The 24,492-nt window shown below is 70.9% G+C and carries 15 protein-coding genes; 6 read left to right on the top strand and 9 right to left on the bottom strand.

Annotation, left to right across the window (positions count from 1 at the left end):
- Positions 1-4 precede the first annotated feature (4 nt).
- The gene (locus tag ACH34W_RS09760) at positions 5-934 is read left to right on the top strand and encodes a Ppx/GppA family phosphatase (protein ID WP_395960434.1); all 930 of its coding nucleotides are present in this window, start codon (positions 5-7) and stop codon (positions 932-934) included.
- Here the strand turns inward: ACH34W_RS09760 and ACH34W_RS09755 are convergent.
- On the bottom strand, positions 924-2,336 hold the full coding sequence (locus tag ACH34W_RS09755; RefSeq protein WP_395960433.1) for a polysaccharide deacetylase family protein: 1,413 nt from the start codon (positions 2,334-2,336) through the stop codon (positions 924-926). The two genes, ACH34W_RS09760 and ACH34W_RS09755, sit on opposite strands and share 11 nt — an antisense overlap.
- 287 nt (positions 2,337-2,623) lie before the next feature.
- Between ACH34W_RS09755 and ACH34W_RS09750 the strand changes: the two genes are divergently transcribed.
- Entirely contained in the window at positions 2,624-5,341 is a 2,718-nt protein-coding gene (locus ACH34W_RS09750; protein WP_395960432.1) for a protein kinase, read from the top strand.
- 137 nt (positions 5,342-5,478) lie between these two features.
- Here ACH34W_RS09750 and ACH34W_RS09745 read toward each other — a convergent pair whose 3' ends face one another.
- The 5 genes from ACH34W_RS09745 to ACH34W_RS09725 form a co-directional block, all read right to left on the bottom strand.
- On the bottom strand, positions 5,479-7,632 hold the full coding sequence (locus ACH34W_RS09745) for an MMPL family transporter (protein WP_395960431.1): 2,154 nt from the start codon (positions 7,630-7,632) through the stop codon (positions 5,479-5,481).
- A gap of 155 nt (positions 7,633-7,787) precedes the next feature.
- Positions 7,788-11,381, bottom strand: a complete 3,594-nt coding sequence (locus ACH34W_RS09740) for an error-prone DNA polymerase (RefSeq protein ID WP_395960430.1) — start codon at positions 11,379-11,381, stop codon at positions 7,788-7,790.
- Positions 11,382-11,392: 11 nt separating this feature from the next.
- Complete coding sequence (locus ACH34W_RS09735; protein WP_395960429.1) at positions 11,393-12,955, bottom strand: DNA polymerase Y family protein; 1,563 nt, start codon at positions 12,953-12,955, stop codon at positions 11,393-11,395.
- The gene (locus ACH34W_RS09730; RefSeq protein WP_395960428.1) at positions 12,952-13,794 is read right to left on the bottom strand and encodes a hypothetical protein; all 843 of its coding nucleotides are present in this window, start codon (positions 13,792-13,794) and stop codon (positions 12,952-12,954) included. Before ACH34W_RS09730 ends, ACH34W_RS09735 begins: the two co-directional genes overlap by 4 nt.
- Positions 13,795-14,097: 303 nt before the next feature.
- Complete coding sequence (locus ACH34W_RS09725) at positions 14,098-14,655, bottom strand: hypothetical protein (RefSeq protein WP_395960427.1); 558 nt, start codon at positions 14,653-14,655, stop codon at positions 14,098-14,100.
- A gap of 297 nt (positions 14,656-14,952) precedes the next feature.
- Here ACH34W_RS09725 and mtnA point away from each other — a divergent pair, with 297 nt between their 5' ends.
- Complete coding sequence (gene mtnA / locus ACH34W_RS09720; protein WP_395960426.1) at positions 14,953-15,975, top strand: S-methyl-5-thioribose-1-phosphate isomerase; 1,023 nt, start codon at positions 14,953-14,955, stop codon at positions 15,973-15,975.
- A gap of 78 nt (positions 15,976-16,053) precedes the next feature.
- On the top strand, positions 16,054-17,043 hold the full coding sequence (locus ACH34W_RS09715) for an NAD-dependent epimerase/dehydratase family protein (RefSeq protein WP_395960425.1): 990 nt from the start codon (positions 16,054-16,056) through the stop codon (positions 17,041-17,043).
- A gap of 8 nt (positions 17,044-17,051) precedes the next feature.
- Here ACH34W_RS09715 and ACH34W_RS09710 read toward each other — a convergent pair whose 3' ends face one another.
- Positions 17,052-18,107, bottom strand: coding sequence for a glycosyltransferase family 2 protein (locus ACH34W_RS09710; RefSeq protein ID WP_395960424.1), 1,056 nt, complete (start codon positions 18,105-18,107; stop codon positions 17,052-17,054).
- Between the two features lie 260 nt (positions 18,108-18,367).
- Here ACH34W_RS09710 and ACH34W_RS09705 point away from each other — a divergent pair, with 260 nt between their 5' ends.
- On the top strand, positions 18,368-20,944 hold the full coding sequence (locus ACH34W_RS09705) for an AAA family ATPase (RefSeq protein ID WP_395960423.1): 2,577 nt from the start codon (positions 18,368-18,370) through the stop codon (positions 20,942-20,944).
- On the opposite strand, the gene ACH34W_RS09700 is transcribed toward ACH34W_RS09705, so the two are convergent.
- Positions 20,932-21,489, bottom strand: coding sequence for a TetR/AcrR family transcriptional regulator (locus ACH34W_RS09700; RefSeq protein ID WP_395960422.1), 558 nt, complete (start codon positions 21,487-21,489; stop codon positions 20,932-20,934). The genes ACH34W_RS09705 and ACH34W_RS09700 overlap by 13 nt on opposite strands.
- Positions 21,490-21,531: 42 nt before the next feature.
- On the opposite strand from ACH34W_RS09700, the gene ACH34W_RS09695 reads away from it, so the two are divergent.
- The gene (locus ACH34W_RS09695) at positions 21,532-22,914 is read left to right on the top strand and encodes an MFS transporter (RefSeq protein WP_395960421.1); all 1,383 of its coding nucleotides are present in this window, start codon (positions 21,532-21,534) and stop codon (positions 22,912-22,914) included.
- A gap of 39 nt (positions 22,915-22,953) precedes the next feature.
- Here the strand turns inward: ACH34W_RS09695 and ACH34W_RS09690 are convergent, their stop codons facing one another.
- Entirely contained in the window at positions 22,954-24,477 is a 1,524-nt protein-coding gene (locus ACH34W_RS09690) for an ABC transporter substrate-binding protein (RefSeq protein ID WP_395960420.1), read from the bottom strand.
- Positions 24,478-24,492 lie beyond the last annotated feature (15 nt).

Raw genomic sequence — 24,492 nt, 5'->3', positions numbered from 1 at the left:
GCCCATGCGACTGGGAGTGCTTGACGTCGGTTCGAACACGGTGCATCTGCTGGTGGTGGACGCCCACCAGGGTGCGCGCCCGCTGCCGGCGTTCTCCCACAAGGCCGAGCTGAAGCTGGCGGCCCATCTCGAGGACGGCGACCGGCTCTCCGCGGAGGGCGAGGAACTGCTGGGAGCCTTCGTGGACGAGGCACTGCAGATCGCCGAGGACAAGGGGGTGGAGAACGTCGTCGCGTTCGCCACCTCGGCGGTGCGCGACGCCGCCAACGGCGTGGAGGTCCTCGACCGGATCCGGGAACGCTCACAGGTCGACATCAAGGTCCTGTCGGGGCCGGACGAGGCCAAGATGACCTTCCTGGCCGTCCGGCGCTGGTTCGGCTGGTCGTCCGGGCGGCTCCTGGTCGTCGACATCGGCGGCGGCTCGCTGGAGATCGCGGCGGGCATCGACGAGGACCCGGATGTGACGATCTCGCTGCCGCTTGGCGCCGGGCGGCTCACCCGCGACTGGTTCACCTCCGATCCGCCCCCCGCCGACGAGGTGCGCAAGCTCCGCCGCCACGTGCGCGCCGAGATCGCCCGGCATGTCGGGGAGGTCGTGCGGTACGGGGTACCCGACCACGCGGTGGCCACCTCGAAGACGTTCAAGCAGCTCGCCCGCATCACCGGGGCCGCGCCGTCATCGGAGGGCCCGTTCGCCCGGCGGACCCTGCGGCACGAGGCGCTCACCGAGTGGGCGGACCAGCTGGCCAAGATCACCGCAGCGGAACGCGCCGACCTGCCCGGCGTCTCCGAACGGCGCGCGGAGCAGCTTCCCGCCGGTGCGATCGTCGCCGACGCGGCCATGGACCTCTTCGGGCTGACCGAGCTCGAAGTCTGCCCCTGGGCCCTGCGCGAGGGCGTCATCCTGCGCCGGCTCGACATGATCACGACCTGACGGTGCTCCCGGGGGCGATCCTCCGGCCGGCGAGCAGGTCGGAGACGGTCACGAAGGTGTACCCCTCGTCCTGGAGGCGCTGGAGGATCCGCGGGACCGCCTCGACCGAGCTGCGGCGGACGTCGTGCAGCAGGATGATCGCGCCTGGCCGGGCCTTCGACACCGCCCGGTCGGCGATGACCCTGGCGTCGTGGTCGTGCCAGTCCCGGGTGTCCACGTTCCAGAGGATCTGCGGCATCCCGAGCGACCTGGCCACCTCGGCGACGGTGGCGTTGCCGGCGCCGTACGGAGGGCGCAGCAACGTGGGGGCCTTCCCGGTCGCCGCCCGCACGATCTCGTCGGTGCGCTGGATGTCGGAGTTCACCTTCATGGCGGGGAGCCGGCTGAGATCCCGGTGACTCTGCGTGTGGTTGCCGATCTCGTGGCCTTCGGCGGCCTCGCGGCGCAGCAGTTCGGGGTCGGCGTCGGCGTTGGCGCCGACGACGAAGAACGTGGCGCGGGCCTTGCGTGCGGCCAAGATGTCCAGCAGCCGCGCGGTGTACGGGCCGGGGCCGTCCTCGAAGGTGAGGGCGATGCACTTGGCCTTGGTGCAGTCGGTCCGCGGGGGCGCGGGGGGTCGCGTCGAAGGAGCGGAGGGGGCCGTCGTCGCCGCCGATGAGCGGAGGGCGAGCTTCGGCGGGGTGGCCACGGCGGCGTCGTGGGCGCGGCGGCCGAACTCCGACAGCAGCGGGCCGTAGGTGTCGTGGGGGAGCGCCGCCGCGATCCGGCCGGCGGCGCCGGGCGCGACGGAGTAGTCGCTGAACTCCACGACCATGTCGCCCTGCTCGTTGAAGACGATCGAGGTGAACGTGTTCGGATCGGCCCGCACCTGGGAGGGATTGGTCTCGGTGCCCAGCCGGGCGCGGACCGCCTCGGTGAGACGGGCCAGCCCGGACCTGCCGTCGACCAGGGTGGCGGAGGGCCGGACGGCGCGCGCGGCCCCGTCGTACCAGATGGTCTGCCGTGACAGCCCTCCCGACACCCCCAGGAACCGGTCCGAGAGCAGCCGCACGCCCACGATGTCGCCGGACGCGGCCGCGAGCGACCACTGGACGTTGAGTTCGGGAACGTTCCCGCCGGGGAGCGTGCTGCGTTCCCTCGTGTCGGCCTTGAACGGCCGGATCTGGGCGTCCACCGCCTTGGCGAGCGCGTCGGTGAGCGGCTCGGCCCCGGCGATGCTGGGATATCCCGCGAAGAGACGGCGGCGGTCGTCCTGCTCACTCCGTGTCACCGCGGTCAGGCCGGGTACGGAGCCCGGGTTGATCGTGTGAACAGCGGTGACGTCGACAATCGCATGCTGTGGGCGCTGCGCGGATGGTCCGGAGCAACCCGCCAGCAAGGCGAGCACTCCGGCACAGGGCATCGCCAGAGCGTGCAGCCGTCTTCGCGTGAGCACAGCATCCCCCGATGACCTTGTGACCTGGTATGGAGCGATACGACTGGTTGGTCAGCGTATGCTGATGGAAGTGGCGAAACGGCGGATTCGGATCCGCCTCCCCGAGTTTTGCCGCGGACCGGGTCGGCCTTGACGCAACCTTGACCTCTTCGGGCATCTGGCCTGAAGGGCACTCCTCTGCCATCGTGTTGAAACGGGGTGGGGACCGGGTCGCGAACGGGCGGGCGGCCCCCGGGGTGCAAGGGGTTGATCGCATGTCGGACCAACGGTCTCGGCCGGGGGCCGGGTTGAAGGACCTGCGTTCCGGCGACCCGACACGGGTCGGCCCGTACGAGCTCGAGGCCAAGATCGGCGAAGGCGGGATGGGCGCGGTCTACCTGGGCCGTGCACCTGGCGGCCAGCTGGTCGCCGTGAAGGTGGTCCGGCCGGAACTGGCCGAGGACCCCGCGTTCCTGTCGCGGTTCAACGACGAGATGGCCAACGCCGAACGCGTCGCCTCGTTCTGCACTGCCCAGGTCCTCGACCACGGTGAGGACCTCGGCATGGCCTACATGGTCACCGAGTACATCGACGGCCCGTCGTTGCTCCAGCACATCCAGGAGAACGGGCCGCTGACGCCGGGCATGCTGCACGGCGTGTCGGTCGGCGTCGCCGCGGCCCTCGTCGCCATCCACTCGGCCGGGCTGGTCCACCGCGACCTCAAGCCGAGCAACGTGCTGCTGTCGATCTCCGGCCCGCGTGTGATCGACTTTGGCATCGCCCGCGCGCTCAACGCCGCCACGTCCCACACCAAGACCGGCCAGGTCGTCGGAACGCCCGGCTACATCGCGCCGGAGCAGATCCTCACCCAGCAGATCTCGCCCTCGGTCGACATCTTCGCCTGGGGATGCCTCGTCGCGTACGCGGCGAACGGCCGCAACCCGTTCGGCAGCGGCTCGTTCCAGATCATGGTGGGCCGCGCCCTGCACGCCGACCCTGAGCTCGGCGCCCTCACCGACCCGCTGGCCTCGCTCGTGCGGACCGCGCTCAGCAAGGAGCCGGAGCGCCGCCCCTCGGCACGCGGGCTGCTCCTCTCGCTGGTGGGCGGGGCAGGCGGCGAAGCCGAGATCACCACCCATCTGGGCGAGGCCTTCGCCGCCCCGCCTGCTCCGTACGTGCCGCCGGCTCCCGAGCCGTCATCCCCGCCGGTCGCGAGCCCGCCGTCGCCCGTCAACCTGCAGGGCCCGCCGCCTGCGGCGGAGAGCCCGCAATCCGCACCGCCTCAGGTACCTCCGCCATCGCCGCCTGCACCAGCCGGTAGGGAGGCCTGGCAGCAGCCTGCGCCCCCGCAACCACCGGCGGCGGCGCCCCAGCAGCAGCCGCAGGAAGCCCAGCAGGCAGGCCAGGAGGCCCACCAGGGGCCGCAGGAGCCCCAGCACGGACGTCAGGAGCCCCAGCAGGGACGCCAGGAAGCCCAGCAGGGACGCCGGGAGCCCCAGCAGGGGCCTCAGCCCAGCCCTTCGGGTGGAGACGCGGCATCGCCCATGGGCTGGCAGCTACCGGCGGCAGCTGCTGCAGGATCGCCGTCGCAGTCGCCGCCCGCAGAACCGCAGGCCCCGCCGCCTCCCGCCGAGCTTTGGGGGGACGAGGCAGAGTCGCCGCGCCTGGGAGAGGTGCCTCCGGCAGCCAACGGTGCGCTCGCGCCGCCGGAGCCGCGGGGTGGCTGGTCTGACCACACGGATCCCGCAGGGGAGACCGTGACGGATCCGGCGATGCGAAGGCATTCGGCGCTGCCGCCCCCTGGTCCGATGCCCGAAGTCCCGCCGGCCCCGGCCCACGCCCAGGCCCAGGCCCCGCATGCTCCAGCTCGTCAGGCCCCGGGTGAGCATGCCCGGTCGGCCTCGCACGCCGAGTCCGCTCCGCCAACCCCGCCTGTCCGGCATGAGCCTGCCCGGCATGGCGCCGAGCCGCCTACGGAGCCCCCGGTTGTCCGGCCGGTTCCCAGGCCGCCGTCGTCCCGGGGAGAGCGGCCGAAGCGCAGCGGTTTCGTCGTGGCGGGCGCGGCCGCGCTGACCCTCGTCGCGGCCAGCGGAGCCGGTGCCGCTGTCTGGATGTTGCAGTCGGACGACAAGAAGGCCAATAACAACACCGACGGCAACCTGACCGCCGCCGTCGGAGGCGCACCGTTGCCGACCACTCCGATGTTCGTGCGGGTCGACACCCAAAAGGGCTGGCCCAAAGAGTGTTACGCCGACATCGGCCGTTTCACGCCCGTGACGAAGAAGGTCGAGCGGGTCATCACCGGGTCCGCGTGCGACACGCTGCCGGAACGTTCCCCCATCGACGACCGTGTCGCGTTCACCCGCAAGGTCGGCGACAACCACGAGGCGTGGGTGGCGAACGGCGACGGCGGCAACCCGCGGAAGGTGTACTCCGACCTGGCGGGCGGCCGGCTGACCTGGTCGCCGGACGGCACGCGGTTGGCGGGCATGGTCAAGGACGGCGACAAACGCCAGATCGCCATCATCACGATCGCCGATGGGACGGCGGAGCAGCTCACCTCTGACAGCTCCGAGAAGGACGACCCCATGTGGTCGCCCAAGGGCAACACGATCGTGTTCTGGAGCAAGCGCGACGGAGACCAGGCGATCTACACGCTCGACATCGCCAACCCGTCCAACTGGACGAAGGTGACCAAGGAAGGCGTCACGGCCAACGACCCCGAGTGGTCCCCGGACGGGACGAAGATCGCCTACACGCGCGACGCCTACCCGAAGGGCAACATCTGGGTGATAAATGCCGATCGCAGCGACGACCGGCGACTCACCAAGGGCTCGCAGCACGAGATGGACCCGAACTGGTCCCGTGACGGCAAGTGGCTCGCCTACGTGCGCGGCTCGTACAGCGAGCCCCGTATCCGGGCGATCCGGCTCGACGGCACCGGCGACATGGCGATCACCGACGGCACCGACATCGGCCACCCCAACTGGTAGCCGACGCCGGTGCCGGTTGCGGTGCCCGGTGGGGCCGGGGTGGGACGGCGCGCGCCGGAAGCTGTGTGGGACGGCGCGCGCCGTGCTCAACGGGAGACCGTGCTCAGCGAGAGGCCCTGCTCATCGAGAGACAGTGCTCAGCGGGAGACGGGGGCGGTCTCGTCCTCGGCGGTGTCGGTCTCGCGCGGCGGAGTCTCGCGGGCCAGGGCGCTCGGCCACCACATGCGCGCGCCCAGATCCAGGTTGAGCGCGGTGACCAGGACCGACCGCACGATGAACGTGTCGAGCAGCACGCCGAACGCGACGGCGAAGCCCAGCTCGGTGACGAACACCAGGGGTAGCGAGCCGAGCGCGGCGAACGTGCCGGCCAGCACCGCGCCCGCCGAGGTGATGACGCCGCCGGTGGCGGCCAGCCCGATGAGCGCGCCACGGCGCGTGCCGTGCTGCTTGGCCTCCTCGTGGACGCGGGTCATCAGGAAGATGTTGTAGTCCGTCCCGAGGGCCACGAGGAAGACGAACGCCCACAGCGGGAAGGACGGGTCCGACCCCGCGAAGTCGAAGAGATGGTTGAACACCAGCGCGCTCACGCCGAGCGCCGCCGCGAACGACAGCACCACGGTCGCGACCAGGATCAGCGGCGCGACGAGGGCGCGCAGGAGCACCGCGAGGATCCCGAAGATGACCACGAGCACGATCGGGATGACGAGGTTCTGGTCGCGCCGGGACGCGTCGTTGATGTCCAGCGTGATGGCACTGGCGCCGCCGACCTTGGCGTCCGCGCCGGGGGCCCGGTCGACCGCGTCGCGAGCCTGCTTGACGATCGAGAAGCCCTCGTCGGTGTCGGGCGGCGCGTTCAGCGTGCCCTCGAAGTAGACCAGGCCGTCCACGGGTTTCCCGACCGGTTTGACGTCGGTGAGCTTCGGCACGCCGGCCAGCGCCGACTGCACGCCGCTCGCCCCCGGCGCGTTCGCGATCACCTGGATCGGGGCGCCGGTGCCGGCGGGGAAGTGCGCGACGAGGACCTCCTCGCCCGCGACGGAGTCGGGTTTGCCGGCGCTGAACGAGTCCTTCTGCGCCAGGAAGTCGGTCTTGAGCCCGGCCAGCCCGAGCGCCATGGCTCCGAGCACGACCGCGGTGACGATCCAGGTCAGACGCGGATGAGGGGTGAGGAAGGTGCCGACACGGGCCCAGAACCCTCGTTCGGCAGGCTCGTCCGATCCGTAACGCGGCCGGACCGGCCAGAACATCCACCGGCCGAAGATCACCAGGAGCGCGGGCAGCAGCGTGACCATCGCGGCCAGGGCCACCACCACGCCGATCGCCATCACCGGCCCCATGCTCTTGGTCGAGTTGAGCATCGCCATGAGCAGGCACATCATGCTCAGCGCCACGGTCGAGCCGCTGGCGATGATCGCAGGCCCGGCGCGGTGCAACGCGAACGCCATCGCCTCGTGCCGGTCGCTGTGCCGGCGCAGTTCCTCGCGATAACGGGCGATGAGGAGCAGCGCGTAGTCGGTGCCGACGCCGAACACCATCACGGTGAGGATGAACGTGGCCTGCCCGTTCACGGTCAGGCCGGCGTGTTCGGCGAGCAAGTAGACCACCGCCTGTGCCGCCTGCAGCGAGACGGCCACGCAGATCAGCGGCACCAGCCAGAGGATCGGGCTGCGATACGTGATCAGCAGGATGATGACGACGATGGCCGCGGTGATATAGAGCAGGGTCGCGTCGAAGCCGGAGAAGATGTTGCTGAAGTCGCCGCCGTACCCGGCCGGGCCGGTGACGTGCGCTTCGAGCCCGCCACCCCCGGATTGCACGACGTCACGGAAGTCCTTGACCGCCGGTCCCAGAAGCTCCCAGCCGTCTGCGTCGACCTTGACGTTGACCAGCGTCTGGAGCGCCTTTCCGTCCTTCGACGGCTGCGGCCCCTGGATGCTCTGCACGATCTTGCGGGCCGGGGCGTCGCCGGGCGGGTCCCCCGTCATCTGTGCCAGCTTGGCCGCGTCGGCCGTGGCCTTGGCGCGGTCGCCGGCGGTGATCGCGCCGCCGTCCCGGTGGTAGACCACCACGGCGGGGAACGTGTCGCTCGGGACGAACTTCTCCGCCAGTTCGACGACCTGAGTGGACTCGGCGTTGTTGGGCAGCCAGGAGGACGTCTCGTTGCTCTGGGCGTCGGTCAGCTTGGACGCCAGCATCATGGCCGGGACGAAGAGCAGGATCCAGACCACGAGGACGATCCACTTGCTGATCCGTCCGCATGGGATGGACGAGAACCGGTACTCGCCGAACATGGAGGAACCCCCCAGTAGGTGCGCCGCCCGCTCTCCCAGACCTACGTCCGGACCTGTCTCCACGTCAAGACATATCGCGTCATTGAAAGTTTCTCCAAAAGCGACATTCCATGCCACGTCGCAGGTCAGGGCATATGCGACCAGATCCGGACACGTCAGTGGAAGTTGCGCGATTTGACCTTGCCGGGGACGGGAAGCCGCCTCAGCCGCGTCGCCCGGACGCTGGTCACCCCGTCGGCCCTCTCCAGCCGCCCGCTCACCAGCAGCGCCTGGGAGTCGACGGCCAGCCCCCGGTGGCGCTGGAACACCTGCGGCGGGCACGTCACATTGATGATCCCGGTCTCGTCCTCCAGCGTCATGAACACGATGCCGCCCGCCGTCGGAGGCCGCTGGCGGTGGGTGACGAGCCCCGCCACCACCACGTTCGTCTCACCGGGCACCTTCGCCAGGCGTGTGGACGAGAGAGCGCCGAGCTCGTCCAGCGCCTCCCGCACATGCGCCATCGGATGAGTGTGCGACACCCCCGTCGCCCACAGATCCGCCAGCGTCTCCTCGACCGGCGTCATCGGCGGCAACCCAGGTGCGGCCGCGCCAGGCGTGACTCCTTCCAGCTGCCCCGGCCCAATACCCGCCAAGGCCCCCGCCGCCCACAGAGCCTCCCGCCGCCCAACCCCCGCGCCCTCCGCGATCAGGGCGTCCTCCGCGATCCGGTCGCTATCCGTGATCCGGGTTTCCTTTGCAAGCCGGGCGTCCTCCGCGATCCGGGCATCCTTTGCAGGCCGCGCGTCACCTACGGCGTGTGGGGTGTGGACTTGGAGGTTGCTGAAGGCGCCTGCGGTGGCCAGGGACTCCAGGGCCGCTGAGGAGAGCGGGATGCGGCGGACCAGGTCCTCCATGCTCTTGTACGGGCGGCCTGCAGCGATCTTCTCGGCGACGTCGTCACCGAGATTGCGGATTCCAGTGAGGCCCATCCGGATCGCGGGTTGGGGTTTTCCGGGTGCGTGCGGGTGGTCGCTCTTGACCGGGACTGGTTCTTCCAGGGTGGGATGCGCGTCGCTGGCGTTGATGTCCACGGGGCGTGCGACCACGCCGTGGCGGCGGGCGTCGGCGTAGAGGGACTGCGTGCTGTAGAACCCCATCGGCTGGTTGCGGACGAGCGCGGCCGTGAAGGCGGCGGGGTGATGCCGCTTGAGCCAAGAGCTCGCGTACACCAGGTGCGCGAAGCTCTGGGCGTGCGACTCGGGGAAACCGAACCCGGTGAAGCCCAGGATCTTCTCGTAGATGTCCTCGGCGATGTCGGCGGGGATGCCGCGTTCGGCCATGCCCTCCAGGAGCCGGGTGCGCAGCCGTTCCACCCGTTCGGGCGCGCGCTTGGCGCCCATGGCTTGGCGCAACAGGTCAGACTCGGCCGGGGAGAAGCCCGCGCAGTCGACCGCGAGCTGCATCATCTGCTCCTGGAACAGCGGAACGCCCAGGGTGCGGGCGAGTGCGTTCTGCATGAGCGGGTGCGGGCAGTCCGGGCGCTCGGCGTTCTTGCGGCGACGCAGGTACGGATGGACCGAGCCGCCCTGGATGGGGCCGGGCCGGATCAGCGCGACCTCCACGACCAGGTCGTAGAACTCGCGCGGTTTGAGCCGGGGGAGCGTCGCCATCTGCGCCCGCGACTCCACCTGGAACACCCCGACGGTGTCGGCGTCGCACAACATGTCGTACACCAGTGGGTCCTCGGGCGGGATCGAGTGCAGGTCGTAGCGCTCGCCGTGGTGTTCGGCGACCAGGTCGAACGTGTCGTGCAGCGCCGCCAGCATGCCGAGGCCGAGAAGGTCGAACTTCACAAGCCCGGCCGCCGCGCAGTCGTCCTTGTCCCATTGCAGGACGCTGCGGTCGGCCTTCGTGGCCCACTCGATCGGGCATACCTCGCCGACGGGCCGGTCGGCGATCACCATGCCGCCCGAGTGGATGCCCAGGTGCCGGGGGAGCTTCAGCATGCGGGAGGCGAGTTCGGTCACGGCGGTCGGGATCTCGGCCTCGGTGCCGACCGGGTCACGCGGGTCGATGCCCTTCGACCAGGCGTCCTGCTGGCCGGGGGAGAAACCCAGCGCGCGCGCCGAGTCCCGTACCGCCATGCGGGGCCGGTAGCTGATGACGTTGGCGACTTGGGCGGTGCACTTGCGGCCGTACTTGTTGTAGACGTACTGGATGATGTCCTCACGGCGGCGGTGCTCGATGTCGAGGTCGATGTCGGGTGGCCCGTCACGGCCGGGCGACAGGAACCGTTCGAAGAGCAGCCCGTGCCGTACGGCGTCGACACCGGTGATGCCGAGGGCGTAGCAGACCGCCGAGTTGGCAGCCGAGCCCCGTCCCTGGCAGAGGATGTTGCGGTCTTCGCAGGCCTTGACGATGTCGTGGACGATCAGGAAGTAACCCGGGAAGCCGAGGTGCTCGATGACGTCGAGCTCCTTGGCGATCTGCGCGTACGCGCCGGGTGTCTTCTCGCGGTCGGGCGGCCCGTACCGCTTGAGCGCGCCCTCGGCCACCAGCTGCCGCAGCCAGCTCGCCTCGTCGTACCCCTCGGGCACCGGCCAGTCGGGCAGGCGCGGCGCCACGACGTCGAAGTCGAAGATGCACGACCGCGCCAGCTCGACGGTCCGTTCGCGCACGCCGGGGAACCGGGCGAGCCGGGCGGCCATCTCCGCGCCGGTGCGCACGTGCGCGGTGCCGCCCGCGGGCAGCCAGCCGACCATGTCGTCGAGGCTGCGCCGCGCCCGGACCGCCGCGAGGGCCTGGGCGAGCCGGGCGTCCGGGCCGGGCGCCGCGAAGTGCACGTTGTTGGAGGCGACGACGCCGAGGCCGGTACGGGCCGCCAGCTCGAAGAGCACGTCGTTGCGCACGTCGTCGTCGGGCTGGTCATGATCGATGAGCTCGACGAACACGTTGTCGCGGCCGAACATCTCCATCAGCCGTCGCAGCTCTCGTTCGGCGGCTTCCGGGCCGCCCGGCTGTGTTCCACCCCCATGGCCACGCCCCACCGCCCCCGGTGTTCCACCCCCATGGCTACGCCCCACCGCCCCCGAGAGCGCCGCCGCCCCGGAGAGCGCCGCCGGGACCGCGCCCTTGCGGCAACCGGTCAGTACCACCCAGTGCCCGTCATGCGCGCCGGCCAGCTTGTCCACGTCGTACACCGGACGGCCCTTGCGACCGCCCTCCAACTGCGCCGCCGTGATCGCCGAGCAGAGCCGCCCGTAACCGGCGGCGTCACGGGCGAGGATGAGCAGGTGTTCCCCGGCGGGATCGGGTTCGCCGGTCTGCGGGCCGGGCAGGCCGAGGCTGAGCTCCGCGCCGAAGATCGTGCCGACGCCCAGCTCGTTCGCCGCTTGAGCGAACTGCACCACGCCGTACATCCCGTCGTGGTCGGTGATCGCCATCGCCTCCACGCCCAGCCGCGCTGCCTCCTCTGCCAGGGCGGCCGGTTCGCTCGCGCCATCGAGGAAGCTGAACGAGGAATGGCAGTGCAGCTCAGCCCACGGGATCTGGGGCTCGGAGCGGCGGACGGCCGCAGGATCACGGCGCGGTCGAGGGGGTTCCTGCGGCCGGCCATCGGCATTGTCGCCGGACGACCCGTGCGGGCGTTCGGACGACGACGCGTCCGGGCGTTCGGTCGGCGGCCCGTCTGGCCGTTCGGCGTCGGCTTTCCAGGAGAGTCGTTTCTCGAAATCCCGCCAGGAGATCGGAGGGTTATGCCAGCCCATGGGACGTCTCCTCAGTCATAGGTCGCCTCCACAAGCCAACGGCCACCTTCCACAGCCAGCAGGAGCGCGCGGCCGTCGTCGGTCACGATCTGGAAGCGCGCGCGCCGCTGCGAACGGGCGGGGTCCCACCAGCGTTCGTCCACCGGCCACGGCCCGGTCCAGGAGGTCACGGCGACCGCCGGCCGGCCGTCGAACGAGACGCGGGCGGGCGGCGCCGACACCGTGCAGCGCGCCGAGACCATCACCGGCGTGCCCGACGCGTCCGTCACCTCCGCGGCCAGGGACGCGGGTGGAACGGAGGCGGGCGCAGGCGCGGGGATCCGGCCCGGCCAGGGGCCGTCCGGGATGCCGCCGGGGACCAGGTCGCCGACCGGCACCTTCGTGACCTGCTCGCCGGGTCCGCGGCCCCCAGTGAGGACGGGGCGGGTGATCCCGCGATGGCCGAGCAGCGCCTGGATGCGGCCTGCGGCCCGGGCGATCCGGTCGTTCACCGAGCTCTGGCCCCAGAGCGCCTGCTGCCTGCCCTCGTCCGGAACGAGCTGGTCGGGGGTCAGCTCCAGCCACGCGACGCCGCCCCACACCGCCTGCTCGTCACCGTCGAGCTCGATGCCGTCGGCGTCGGTACCCGGAGTGGGCCGTTCCGACCGCCACGCCGAGAGCTGCCACCGCACGCGTTCGGCGATCGCCAGCGTGGACAGGAGCCCGTCGTGCCGCCACAGCCGTTCCAGCACATGACCGTCCGCGAAGCCGACCTCCACGGCGAGCCGGACGCAGGTGAGTCCGCCCGCGCCGAGCCCTTCGTGGAGCTCCCCGGCGAGGCGTTTGGCGGCGAACACCACCTGGTCGGCCTGGGCGGCGGGCGGATCGAACTCGTCCCGTACGGACAGGTCGACGGCCGAGTGCCCGGGCGCCGGCGGCCGTGGCTCCTCGCCCCGCGCGAGCCGCTGGGCCAGCGCGCCGTCCACCCCGAACCGCGCCGCCACATGCCCCGACGGCAGCGCCGCGAACGCGCCCAGCGTGCGGATGCCCAGCCGGGCGAGAAGATCGGCGAGCTCCGGCCGGCCGAGGACCGAGAGCGGATAGGGGGCCAGGAAACCCGCCGCCGTGCCTTGCGGAACGACCGTCCCGCCGTCCTCGGTACGGGCGGCGAGCTCGGCGGCGAACAGGCCGTCCGCGATGCCCGCGCCGCAGTCGAACCCGGCCTCCACGACCGCGTCCTGCGCCATCAGCCGCAGCGACTCCTCGCCGCCGTAGAAGCGCGCCGCGCCCCGGGCCGCGATGGCGCACATCCCGGGGCGGACGACCTCCACCTTGGGGGTCAGAGCCGCCACCGCGTCCACGACCGTTTCGAACAACCGGCCCTCGGCATCGGTGTCGCGCTCGCGTACGACCAGGTCAGGGCAGCGTCGTTGCGCGTCCCGGACCCGCTGCCCGCGCCGTACGCCCGCCGCCCGCGCCGCCGCCGAGCACGCCGCGACCTGTCCCTGAACGACCACGGCCCCGGCCGTGGCCGCGTCTACTCCGACCGCCGTCACCGGCCAGTCCGGGCACCACACCACCAACACCCGGCTCATGCGACGTCCTCACCCGGCGTCTCACGGACGACCTCCAGCACCGTCCGCGCCCCGGCCGCCTGCCATTCGAGTGCATGCCGTTCAGCCGGCTGCCATTCGGGTACCTGCCGTTCGGCCGCGTGCCGTTCGGCCGGACGTAGATCGCCGACCACAACGGGCTCGTACGGCGCCACCTCGCCGTTCGGGCCGGGGAGCCACACCCACGTGCGCCGGCCCGCGCCCGGAGCTCCGCGCCCTTCCGCGACGATCTGCGCCCGCCGCCCGCGCAGCCGCCCGTGACCGTCGCCGAGACCGATCCATTCGGCCTGGTCGACGCGCAGGCGGACCGCGGTGCCCGGCCAGTCGTGGCCGGTGACGGTCAGCACGCAGCCGTGCTTGCGCGCGAGCGCGGACAGCCGTCGTACGGCGGCGGTGCCGGGCCGTTCCGGCGGCCGGACCAGGACGAGATCGACCGCCTCGATCAGCGCGGCAACGACATCCGGCCACCGCCCGTCCGGCTCGTCCACCAGGAGCAGCCGCTCGGGCTCCGCGCCCATCCCGACGGCGGCGGCGACACCGAACTCCGGCATCCCGACCACCGCGCACCACCCTCCCGTCCCGCTCTCGCCGCCGTGCTGGGAGACCCCCGCCACGAGCGCGAGCCCGAGGGAGGCCGATCCCGTCCCCGCCAGCCCCACGACCGAGCCGGGCCGGAGCCCCGGGACGACCGGGCGGAGCGCCGGAAGGACCGGTACGAGGTCGAGCCGGGAGGCGGTTTCGAGCCCGAGGGTCTCGAGCCCGACGGTCTCCAGTCCCGTCGCGTTCGCTAGCGTGGCCCTGGCCCACGCCGCGTCCGCCACGGTTCCTCCTCACGACGTCGCCCCGAACCCTCCTACAGTCGAACACAAGTTCGAATATGTCAAGTTGTTGCAGGTCACAGCCTGGACAAAAGAAGGCGGCGCGGCCTGTCGTGACTCGCTCGATCGGCCTGTGACACAAGGGGGATCCGACGGATGATCCCGCTTTGCGGGCCGCCGACGGCATGTGCGGCGTTCATGTGCGGCGGGCGCCGACGTGGATGGCGTTGACCCTTGGCGTTCTGGCGTTCACCTATGGCGCTGCTCGGCTGCGAGCGCCGAACTCGGCCCACGTCTCGCGTTCGGTCAGGGGTGGTCGCGGATGGGGGCGTTGGCGGGGAGGTCGAAGGTGCGACGGGCTCGCTCGGGGAGACGGTCGCGCTCGAACGGGCCGCCTGAGTTGATGAAGTCGAAGACCCTGCGTTCGCCCGATTCGGTGAACATGCGGCTCACCGTGGGCTGGAATCCGGCTCCGTCCACGGGTTCTTCGACCGACGTGACCGCGCCAGAACGAACCGTGATGCGCATGGGCGAACGGAAGCCGGTGCCGGCCAGGAGCGACGGGCCCGTCCTGGCGAACTCCTGGCAGGACGTGTAGATACCGGCCAGCAGGTCGGGGCCGCGCTGCTCGGTCTCGATCAGTTCGAGGTCGCACAACCACCGGCTGTTCAGCTCGGGCTGGTCGTCGAGCGCGCCGCCGAGGTCGGCCTTGGTCTCGAGGTGGGTCTGGATCAGTGGGACCAGTTCGGCGCGCAGACGTCCGTCGACCGAGGGCGGCTCCGGGTCCGGCCATGCCACGATCCCGGCGGCGGCGCCGACGACGGCGAGCACCGCCCCGACGATGAGCCAAGATCGTCCGCGCATGGCACCACCATAGGGTGGGAGCCCCAGATTTCGCCGTATTCGCGGAAAGCCGGGCATACGCCACGCGCCCGCCCGATGCGGGCAGACGTTCGTACTGGTCCCCGGGTTTCTGGCTCGGTGCGTGGGCGTGGGACGAGGTTGCGGCCGGGCTGCGCGCGGCGGGGCACGAGTCGAGTCGGCGCCGACGAGGGCCGTCGAGTCGGCGTTCGTACGCCGTGGCCGTGGCCGTGGCCGTGGCCCTAGCCCTGGCCCTGGCCATGGCGAACGGCGTCGGGCGGGGCTGCGTATGCTGCGGCCATGGGGAGCGACGTGCGTGCGGTGGAGTGGACGGGCGAGGGGTTGCGGCTCATCGACCAGACCCGGCTCCCCGGCCGGCTGGCGCACCTGGACATCCGCGACGTCGAGGGGTTGGTCGGCGCGATCCAGCGGCTGTCCGTACGGGGTGCGCCGGCGCTCGGCGTGGCGGGCGCGTTCGGCGTGGCCATCGCCATGATGCAGGCCGACCGGGAGGGCTGGGACCAGACGGCCCTGGCAGCGGCAGTCGAACGGGTCCGGCACGCCCGGCCGACGGCGGTCAACCTCGCGGCGGGCGTGGACCGGATGATCCCGTTCATGCCCAAGGGCGTGGAAGCCGTGATCGCCGAGGCGCAGGCCCTGCTGGACGAGGACGTCCGCGGCAACCGGGCCATCGGCGCGTTCGGCGCCGACTGGCTCCAGGAACGAGCCGGCGACCGGCCCCTCCGCGTGATCACTCACTGCAACGCCGGGGCGCTGGCCACCGCCGGCTGGGGGACCGCGGTCGGCATCGTCCGCGAGTTGCACGCCCGCGACCGGCTCGACGTGGTCTACGCCGACGAGACCAGGCCCCTCCTGCAGGGCTCCCGCCTCACCGCCTGGGAACTCGACCAGCTCGGCATCCCCCACTTCGTCCAGGCGGACGGGGCCGCGGCCGGCACCATCCTGCGCGGCCTGGTCGACGTGGCGATCATCGGCGCCGACCGGATCGCCGCGAACGGCGACACCGCCAACAAGGTCGGCTCGGTCGGGCTGGCGCTGGCCTGCGCCGACGTGGGCATCCCCTTCGTGGTCGCGGCCCCCTGGAGCACGATCGACCTCGCGACGGCCTCCGGCGCCGACATCCCCATCGAGGAACGCGCGGCGGACGAGATCCTCAGCTGGGGCGAGGTCCAGACCGCCCCCGCGGGATCCCGCGCGTTCAACCCCGCCTTCGACGTCACGCCCGCCCGTTTGGTGAGCGCGCTCGTGACCGAAACCGGTGTGATGGAGATCTCCGCAGGGGAGACACCAGGTCAGCGCTGACCGTTCCGGCTGCCTGTTCCCGGGTGGCGTGTGGACCGTCAGACTGCGGGCAGATCCCGGTCGACGCGAGGAGACGCCATGGGACTGACGGTTGCGGTGACCGGGCCGACCGGTGAGATCGGCACGGCGGCGGTAGGCGCGCTCGAAGACGACGATCGTGTCGAACGGATCGTCGGGATGGCGCGCAGGCCGTTCGACCCGGCCAGCCGGGGCTGGAAGAAGACCGTCTACCACCAGGGCGACATCCAGGACCGCTCCGCCGTGGACGCCCTGGTGGCCGACGCGGACGTGGTCGTGCACCTCGCGTTCATCATCCTGGGCTCCCACAAGGAGAGCGAACGGGTGAACCTGGCCGGCAGCCGCAACGTCTTCGAGGCGACTCAGGCCGCCGAACGGCCGGCGCGCCTCGTCTACACGTCCTCCGTCGCCGCGTACGGCTACCACGCCGACAATCCGGTGCCGTTGACCGAGGACGTTCCGCCGCGAGGCTCGGATGCGCACTATTACTCCGCGCAGAAGGCCGCATGCGAGAAGCTCCTCGCCGAGACCACCAAGGGCCTGGACGTCTTCGTCCTGCGCCCCTGCATCGTCGCGGGCCCCGAGGCGACCGTTCTCCTCCGCAACATGCCCTGGGAACAGGCCGCGCCTTATGTCCCCGACCCGCTCCGGCGCCTCCTCGGCGCCGTGCCGGGTCTGCGCCCGGTGCTCCCCGATCCCGGCGTACGCTTCCAGCTCGTTCACCATGACGACGTGGCGGCCGCGCTGGCCGCCGCCGTCGCGGGAGACGGCCCGCCTGGCGCGTACAACCTCGCTGCCGACGGCGAGCTCACCATCGGCGACCTGGCCCGCGCCATAGGCGCCTACTCGATCCCCGTCCCGTCCGACCTGGTCACCGTGACCGCCGAACTGGTCAACCTCCTCCCGCTCATGCCCTCCCAGGCCGAATGGATCCACGCCGCCCGGCACCCGATGATCATGGACACCGCCAAGGCCCGGCGCGACCTCGGCTGGACCCCGCGTCACACCGCCCACCAGACCCTCAAGGCCATGGCCCAGGCCCAACGCTGACCCAGGGCTTAGCTTGCTCGGCCTTTCTCGTAGACGGTGAGGGTTTTTGCGAGGCCCAGGGGAACGAGGACCAGCTCGACCAGCAGGCCCTTCCAGGCGTAGTAGGTGTTGACCGCCCTGGTCGGATAGGCGAACGGGACGTTGGCCAGCACGCGTAGGACTGAGAGATGTCGGCGGCGCGCCGCGTACACCAGTGGTGGAGTGAAGAGCAGGAGCTCGGTGCCGAACCACCAGGCCAGGGTCTCGGTGACCGGTAGCCGCCAGACGAAGGTGAGGATCAGCGGGGTCGTCCACCACACCGGGGCGAGGAGGATCTCCAGCACGGCGAGAACGACCCAGAGGGCGAGCATGGGTTTGCGCCTAGCCATCGGGCGCAGGTGGAGGCGCACGTTCTGGAAGAAGCCCGCCATCCAGCGCCAGACCTGCTTGCGGAGGTAGGTGAGGGTCTCGGGGTCGGCCGCCCAGGCCACCGCGTCGGAGACGTAGATCGCCTTGTGGCCGCCGATCTGCCACGACCAGGTGACGTCCATGTCTTCGACGATGGTCCGTTCTGGGAATCCGCCGAACGCGACGAGGGCCTCGCGGCGGAACGCCGAGCAGCAGCCGGAGCAGACCATCGGGCTGGCGGCCCCGGCTTGGATGGGCCGATGGAAATGAAAGCCGAAGAGATACTCGATCGAACGGCCGCGTTCCCAGATCGTGCGGGTGAAACGTGTCTGGACGTTGCCCGCCGCAATCACCACGTTCGGATCGTCGAACGCGGGTTTCAGGCGTTCGACGTAGTCCGGCGCCAGGACCGTATCGGCGTCGACGGCCAACACTAAGTCCGTCTGGCAGTAGGGGAGGGCGTGGTTTTGCGCGCGCGCTTTGCTGCCGAGGTTGCGCTCGGGGCGCAGCACGGTGACGTCGTAAGACTTGGCGACGTCGCCCGTGCGATCGGACGAGCCGTCGTCCACGACGATGATCTCCTCGGCGGGTGCGGTCTGCCTGAGCAGGGACTCCAGCGTTGCGGGGAGCCCCTCCTCCTCGTTGTGCGCGGGAACGATGACGGTCACGGTGGTCATCGCCGCCCCCTCAGCCGCAGGAACGCGCGGCCGCCATTGGTGGCGAGCCAGACCGCGCCGTAAACGAGAGTGCTCAGCCCGAGCCCGGGCATTGCGCCATGCATTTCGTGCCCCTTTCTTCGTGCGGACACGGCAATCGTGGGCCCGGTCCCGGCATGAATTCCAGGCCTCGGCCGATCTGTGGATAACTCCGCCGCCGAGTTATCCACAGGATTCGATTCGCCTGGTTGCTTCTGGATGGACCCGGCATCATGTCATCCATGACCGACTCCCCGAGACCGGCGGTGCTGGAGGCGGTTCTCGAACGCGTGACATACGCCAACGAGGACACCGGCTACACCGTCGCGCGTGTCGCCACCGAGAAGACGGGGCGCGACCTGCTGACCGTCGTCGGCGCGCTGCTCGGCGCCCAGGTGGGGGAGAGCCTGAAGCTCACGGGCCGCTGGCGGTCGCATCCCAAGTACGGGCGGCAGTTCGAGGTCGAGTCCTACACCACCGTCCTGCCCGCCACCGTGCAGGGGATCCGGCGCTACCTCGGGTCAGGGATGATCAAAGGCATCGGTCCCGTCATGGCCGACCGGATGGTGGAGCACTTCGGCCTCGACATCCTGCGGGTCATCGAGGAGGAGCCGGAACGCCTGGTCGAGGTGCGCGGTCTCGGCCGCAAGCGCACCCAGCGGATCGCCGACGCCTGGGAAGAGCAGAAGGCCATCAAGGAGGTCATGGTCTTCCTGCAAGGGATCGGCGTATCGACCTCCCTCGCCGTGCGCATCTACAAGCAATACGGCGACGCCTCGATCAACACGGTGCGCCGCGAGCCCTACAGGCTGGCGGAGGACGTCTGGGGCATCGGATTCAAAACGGCCGACACCATCGCGAAGGCAATGGGCATCCCGCACGACAGCCCCGAGCGCATCAGGGCCGGCCTGCAATACACACTGTCCGAAGCGGCCGACGACGGGCACTGCTTCCTGCCCGAGCCCAACCTCATCACCGACGCCGAGCAGATCCTCACCGTCCCCCGCACACTGATCACCCCCGCCCTCGACACCCTCGCGGCAGAAGGCGGAGTCATCCGCGAGCGCGTCTCCATCCCGCCCAGCGACCGCGCCGGCACCCCTCCGCCCGAACGCGACCTTCCCCGCGTCGAGTCAGAAGACCGCACCGACTCACCTGAGCTCGGCGACGTCATCCCCACACCGGCCGCCAACAGCGCGCCAGTCCAGCACCCAGTCGTGCCTGTGCCCACTCAGCCGAAGAACGACGGCTCAGCGCTGCCCAAGCCCGCCGGGGCCGAGCCGGAGGGGGCGTTGTCTGCCCAGGGCGGCGATGCACCGGAATCATCTGCGGAAGGCGGACCGGCTTCCAGCGCGGCCGAGCGGGTCGATTCCGTGGACAACAGGGGCGAACGGGGCCCGTCTGCGGGCGCCGCGGCCGACGGGGTGCCGTCTGGGGAGACTGGGCGGAGGGAGTCTGGGGAGGTGATGGTGCCGGCGGTCTATCTGGTGCCGTTTTATCGGGCTGAACGGTCCTTGGCTCGGGGAGTGCGGGAGCTGTTGGACGCGCGGGACGACCGGCTTGGGGCGTTCAGCGATGTCGACTGGGATAAGGCGTTCGGCTGGCTCAGGGAGCGGACGGGGGCCGAGTTGGCGGCCGAGCAGGAGGCGGCGGTCAGGCTTGCACTGACTTCCAAGGTGGCCGTGCTCACGGGTGGGCCGGGCTGCGGCAAGAGCTTCACCGTGCGGTCCGTCGTGGAGCTCGCCGCGGCCAAGAAGGCGAAGATCGTGCTGGTGGCGCCTACTGGAAGGGCCGCCAAGAGGCTGGCCGAGCTCACCGGGCATGAGGCGGCGACCATTCATCGGCTGCTGCAGCTCCAGCCTGGCGGGGACGCCAAATACGACCGGGACAAGCCGCTGGACGCTGATCTGGTCGTGGTGGATGAGAGCTCGATGGTCGATCTCATCCTGGCCAACAAGCTGATCAAGGCGATACCGCGGGGAGCTCATCTGCTGCTGGTCGGCGACGTCGACCAGCTGCCGTCGGTCGGTGCCGGTGAAGTGCTCGCCGACCTGCTCAATTCGGAGATCGTGCCGCGTGTCAGGCTCACGAGGATCTTCCGGCAGGCGCAGGAGTCGGGCATTGTGGTGAACGCCCACAGGGTCAACCAGGGTGAGCATCCAAGAGGATTCAAGGATTTCTTCTTTTTCCCGTCTGACGACGCCGAGGAGACCGCGGAGCTCACCGTGGACGTGGTCGCCAACCGGATTCCGCGCAAGTTCGGGCTTGACCCGCAGCGCGACGTTCAGGTGCTCACGCCGATGCATCGCGGACCGGCGGGGGCCGGGTCCCTCAATGCTCTGCTCCAGGAGGCGTTGACGCATGGGGAGGGACCAGAAAAACGTTTCGGCGGGCGGGTGTTCCGCGTCGGTGACAAGGTCACGCAGCTGCGCAACAACTACGACAAGGGCGAGGCGGGTGTCTTCAACGGCACGGTCGGCGTGGTCACGGCCTTGTCAGTTGAGGAGCAGACGCTGACGGTGCGGACGGATGAGGACGAGGACGTCGAGTACGGCTTCGACGAGCTCGATGAGCTGGCCCACGCGTACGCCATCACGATCCACCGGTCGCAGGGCAGCGAATACCCGGCCGTCGTCGTCCCGTTGACGACGGGCGCGTGGATGATGCTGCGCCGCAACCTGCTCTACACCGGCATCACCCGCGCCAAGAGGCTCGTTGTCCTGGTCGGCTCGCGGCGTGCTCTGGCTGTTGCGGTGCGCACGGGGGGTGTCCGCCGTCGTTTCACGGCGCTGTCCCATTGGCTGGGTCACCCGGCGTAGCGTTCGATGGCCGTGATGAAGATCTCCTCAGCCATGTCGAAGACGGCGTTCACGTCGTCCTGGTCACCGGTGAATCGGCCACTCGCCTCGGAGGCGGCCAGGCCCATGCCGACCGTGTCGAGCAGTCTCTGAAGTGGGGCGATCTTGTCTTCGGGAACGCCCGCGTCGCGCAGGATGTGCTGCACCGAATTGCGCGGGCGCCGGGCCTCGGGCGTGACGGTCGGCCGCTGGAACAGCAGCAGGAAGACGTCGGGATGCCGCCGGGCCACCTCGCGGATCGCGGTGCCGAAGACGCGCAGGCGTTCCTGCCACGGGAGCGCCGGGTCGTCCTGCGGGATCTCGCTGACGATGCGTTCCACCAGGCCGTCGAGCAGCCCCTGCTTGTCGCCGACGTAGCGGTAGAGCGCCATCGGAGTCACGCCCAGCTGGTCGGCGACCGCGCGCATGCTGACGGCGCCGAGGCCGCGTTCCTCCGCGAGGGCCAGGGTGGCGTCCAGCACCTCGTCGCGGGTGAGGCCCCGGGTGCCGCGTCCACGTGTCTTCACCGGCCCTAGTCTAGTCGTTAATATACGCTGTATATTAAAACGATGGAACGACGTACCTGGACGCTCGCGGTGGCCACGACGGCCGGGTTTCTGCTGGTGCTCGACCTCATCGGCGTCACCCTGGCGCTTCCCGACATGCGGCGGGATCTGAACGCGGGGCTCGCCGAGGCGCAGTGGGCGATCGACGGATACGCCCTGCCGCTGGCGGCCCTCCTGCTGCTCTCCGGGGCGCTCTCCGACAGGCTCGGCAGGCGGCGGCTCTTCCTGAGCGGGCTGGGTGTCTTCACGCTGGCCTCCGGGGCTTGCGCGTTGGCGCAGTCCGCTCTTGTGCTGGATCTGCTGCGGGCCGTTCAAGGGTGCGGCGCCGCGGTGCTGTACGGGAGTGCGGCGCCTTTGATCGCGGCGGCTTTCCCGGCGGGACGTGCACGCAACCGCGCGCTCGGGGTCTTCGCGGCGGGGTCGGGCGGCGCCCTGGCCTCCGGTCCGGTGATCGGCGGGGCGCTCACCGCCCTGTTCGGCTGGCGCGCGATCTTCGTCTTGACCGCCGTGGTGGGCGTGGTCGCTTTCGCGGTCGCGCTCCGGACCCTGCGGGAGTCGTACGAGCGGATACCGCGGCCACTCGACGTGCGGGGGACCGGTTACCTGACGACTGGGCTCGTCCTGGTGATGTGGGCGCTGATCGAGGGGCACCGCGCCGGCTGGGGCTCGCCGCTCGTCGTCGGCTCGCTGGTGGTCGCGGCGCTCGTGTTCGGGAGGCTCCTCCTCCGGCGGGTGGCCGATCCGATGATCGACCTGTCGCTACTGCGCGACCGCCTGTACGCGGCGAACGCGGCCGGGGCGTTCGTCCTCCATGTGGCCGGTGCCGGGTCGCTCGCCTACTTCTCGATGTACGTGCAGGGACCGATGGGTGCGGAGCCCGCCGTGGCGGGCCTGTGGTTCCTCTCATACAGCCTGCCCGCCCTCGCCACGCCGCTGTTGCTCGCCGGGCGCGCGCACCGGATACCGCCCGCCGTCCTGGTGGCGGCCGGGCCGCTGCTCATCACCGTGTCCAGCCTCCTTGTCGCGGTCACGTATCAGAGTCATAACTGGCCCGCGCTCACCCCGGGCTTCGTCCTCGGCGGCATCGGCGGCGGCATCGGAAATCTCGTCGCAGGCCAGGTCGCGCTCGCCGCAGCGCCAGCCGAACGGGCGGGCATCGCCTCGGGTATCACCAACACGGCCAAGCAGGTCGGCGTCGCCGTGGGTGTGGCGGTGCTAGGGATCCCCTACGACGCCGGTGGCCTGGGGATGGTCATGTTCGTCGCCGCGGGCATCGCCGCGCTCGGCTCGATTCCGGCACTCGCGCTGTGCATGGGGCGTCGGGAGGGGCACGCAGCGAGCGTGGTGAGACCGCCTGCCAAGCGATCTCGCAACGCCTCGTCATGAAAGAGCCCGTCCAGGCCGACGTCCGCGCGGGTCGCCGGGTCAGTCGTTGACCGTCAGGCGGTCCAGGCGGACGCCGGTGAAGGCGTCGGCGGTGACGCCCTGCAGCCGTTCTGACCAGACCAGGTGATCGTGGGCGGTCCATAGCGGCATGGCGGGCATATCGCGCAGCAGCGCCGTCTCCGCCAGCCGCGCCGGTGTCACGGCGTCCTCCGGCGTCGCCGCCCGTTCGGCGTCGCCGATCAGGTCGAGGGCGTAGTCGTCGCCGTAGCCTGTGCGCGCGTCCAGCACCGGAGTCAGCGCCGCGATCGGAGCGGGGTAGGCGGGTGCGGCCTTCAGGACGAACGGCCCGTCCACCTTGCGGTCCGCGAGCGCCTTCTGCAGATCTTCCGTGGGCTTGGGCTGGACGTTGAGTTTCAGCTTCTTTTGCAGCTGCTCCGCCACGGCCTTCACCCAGACGTCGTCGCCCGCGCCCGCCTCGTACCAGATCGGCACCGGCCCGGTAAGGCCGCCCGCGTCCGCGAGGGTGGCGGCGGAGGCGGCCGGGTCGTGGACGCACGGACGGCACTGGCCCTCATCGCGGCGGCCGGGCAGCACTCCCGGCGGCACCAGGGCGTTGGCAGGGCTCGTCTGGTAGCCGAGGGGGCCGTTCGCGACCGCGTTCCGGTCGATCGCCATGGACATCGCTTGGCGGATCGAGGGGTTCGCGAGGCGCTTCTCCCATTGAGGGAACGCCAGGTACGTCATGGCCCGGCCAGGGACGATGAGGTGCCGGCGGCGGAAGTCGGCCTCCATCGACTCGTGCCGGTTCGGCGGCACCGCCGTGGCCAGGTCAAGGTCGCCCGCCTGCACCGCCTTGTACTGCGCCGCCGCGTCGGGCATCGCCTTGACGACGATCGTGCGGCCGCCCTCCCGGTCGAGGACGGTCTCGCGCTGGTCGTGGGCGCGCACACGGTACGGGCCGTTGCCGATCGGCCGCTTCCCGTACGAGGCCCAGTCACGCGAACGGAGCACGCCGTCCGGCATCGGCAGGAACGCGGGGTCGCCCAGCAGCGCGGGGAACCCGTTCATCGGCCGGTCGAGAGTGACCTTGAACGTGAGGTCGTCGACCACCGTGAGCCCGTCGACCCGTTCCTGCTTCACCTTGGCACCCTTGACGTGCGCCACCTCGGTGAAGAGCCGCGCCCCCGACCATCCCTCGCGCAGCACCGCGCTCCAGGCCCCGGTGAACGAGCGGGCGCTGACCGGCGAGCCGTCATGGAACCGGCCCGGCTTGAGCTTGACGGTCCAGACCTTGCGGTCGTCGCTCGTGATGGCCGCGGCGGCGGCGTTCGCGGGGACGCCGGTGCGGGGGTCGTACGCGACCAGCCCGGTCCAGACGGCCCCGGCGATCATGCGTCCCGTCCCGTCCCGGATGTCGCCGGGCACGAGGGTGCCGGCCGGAGCGGCGCCGACCGAGACGCGCGGATCGGCGGGGTCGCTCATCGCCTTCATGGCGACGAACGGGCTCACGAGCATCACCACGGCCCCGGAGAGGAGTGCGGCGGTACGGGTGGCGCTCTTCACGCGGGTGAGCGTACG

It is taken from the genome of Actinomadura sp. 6N118 (genome assembly GCF_044326415.1).
GTDB lineage: Bacteria > Actinomycetota > Actinomycetes > Streptosporangiales > Streptosporangiaceae > Spirillospora.
The sequence above is the reverse complement of the archived record's forward strand: the minus strand, read 5'-3'. Positions and strand labels throughout refer to the sequence as shown.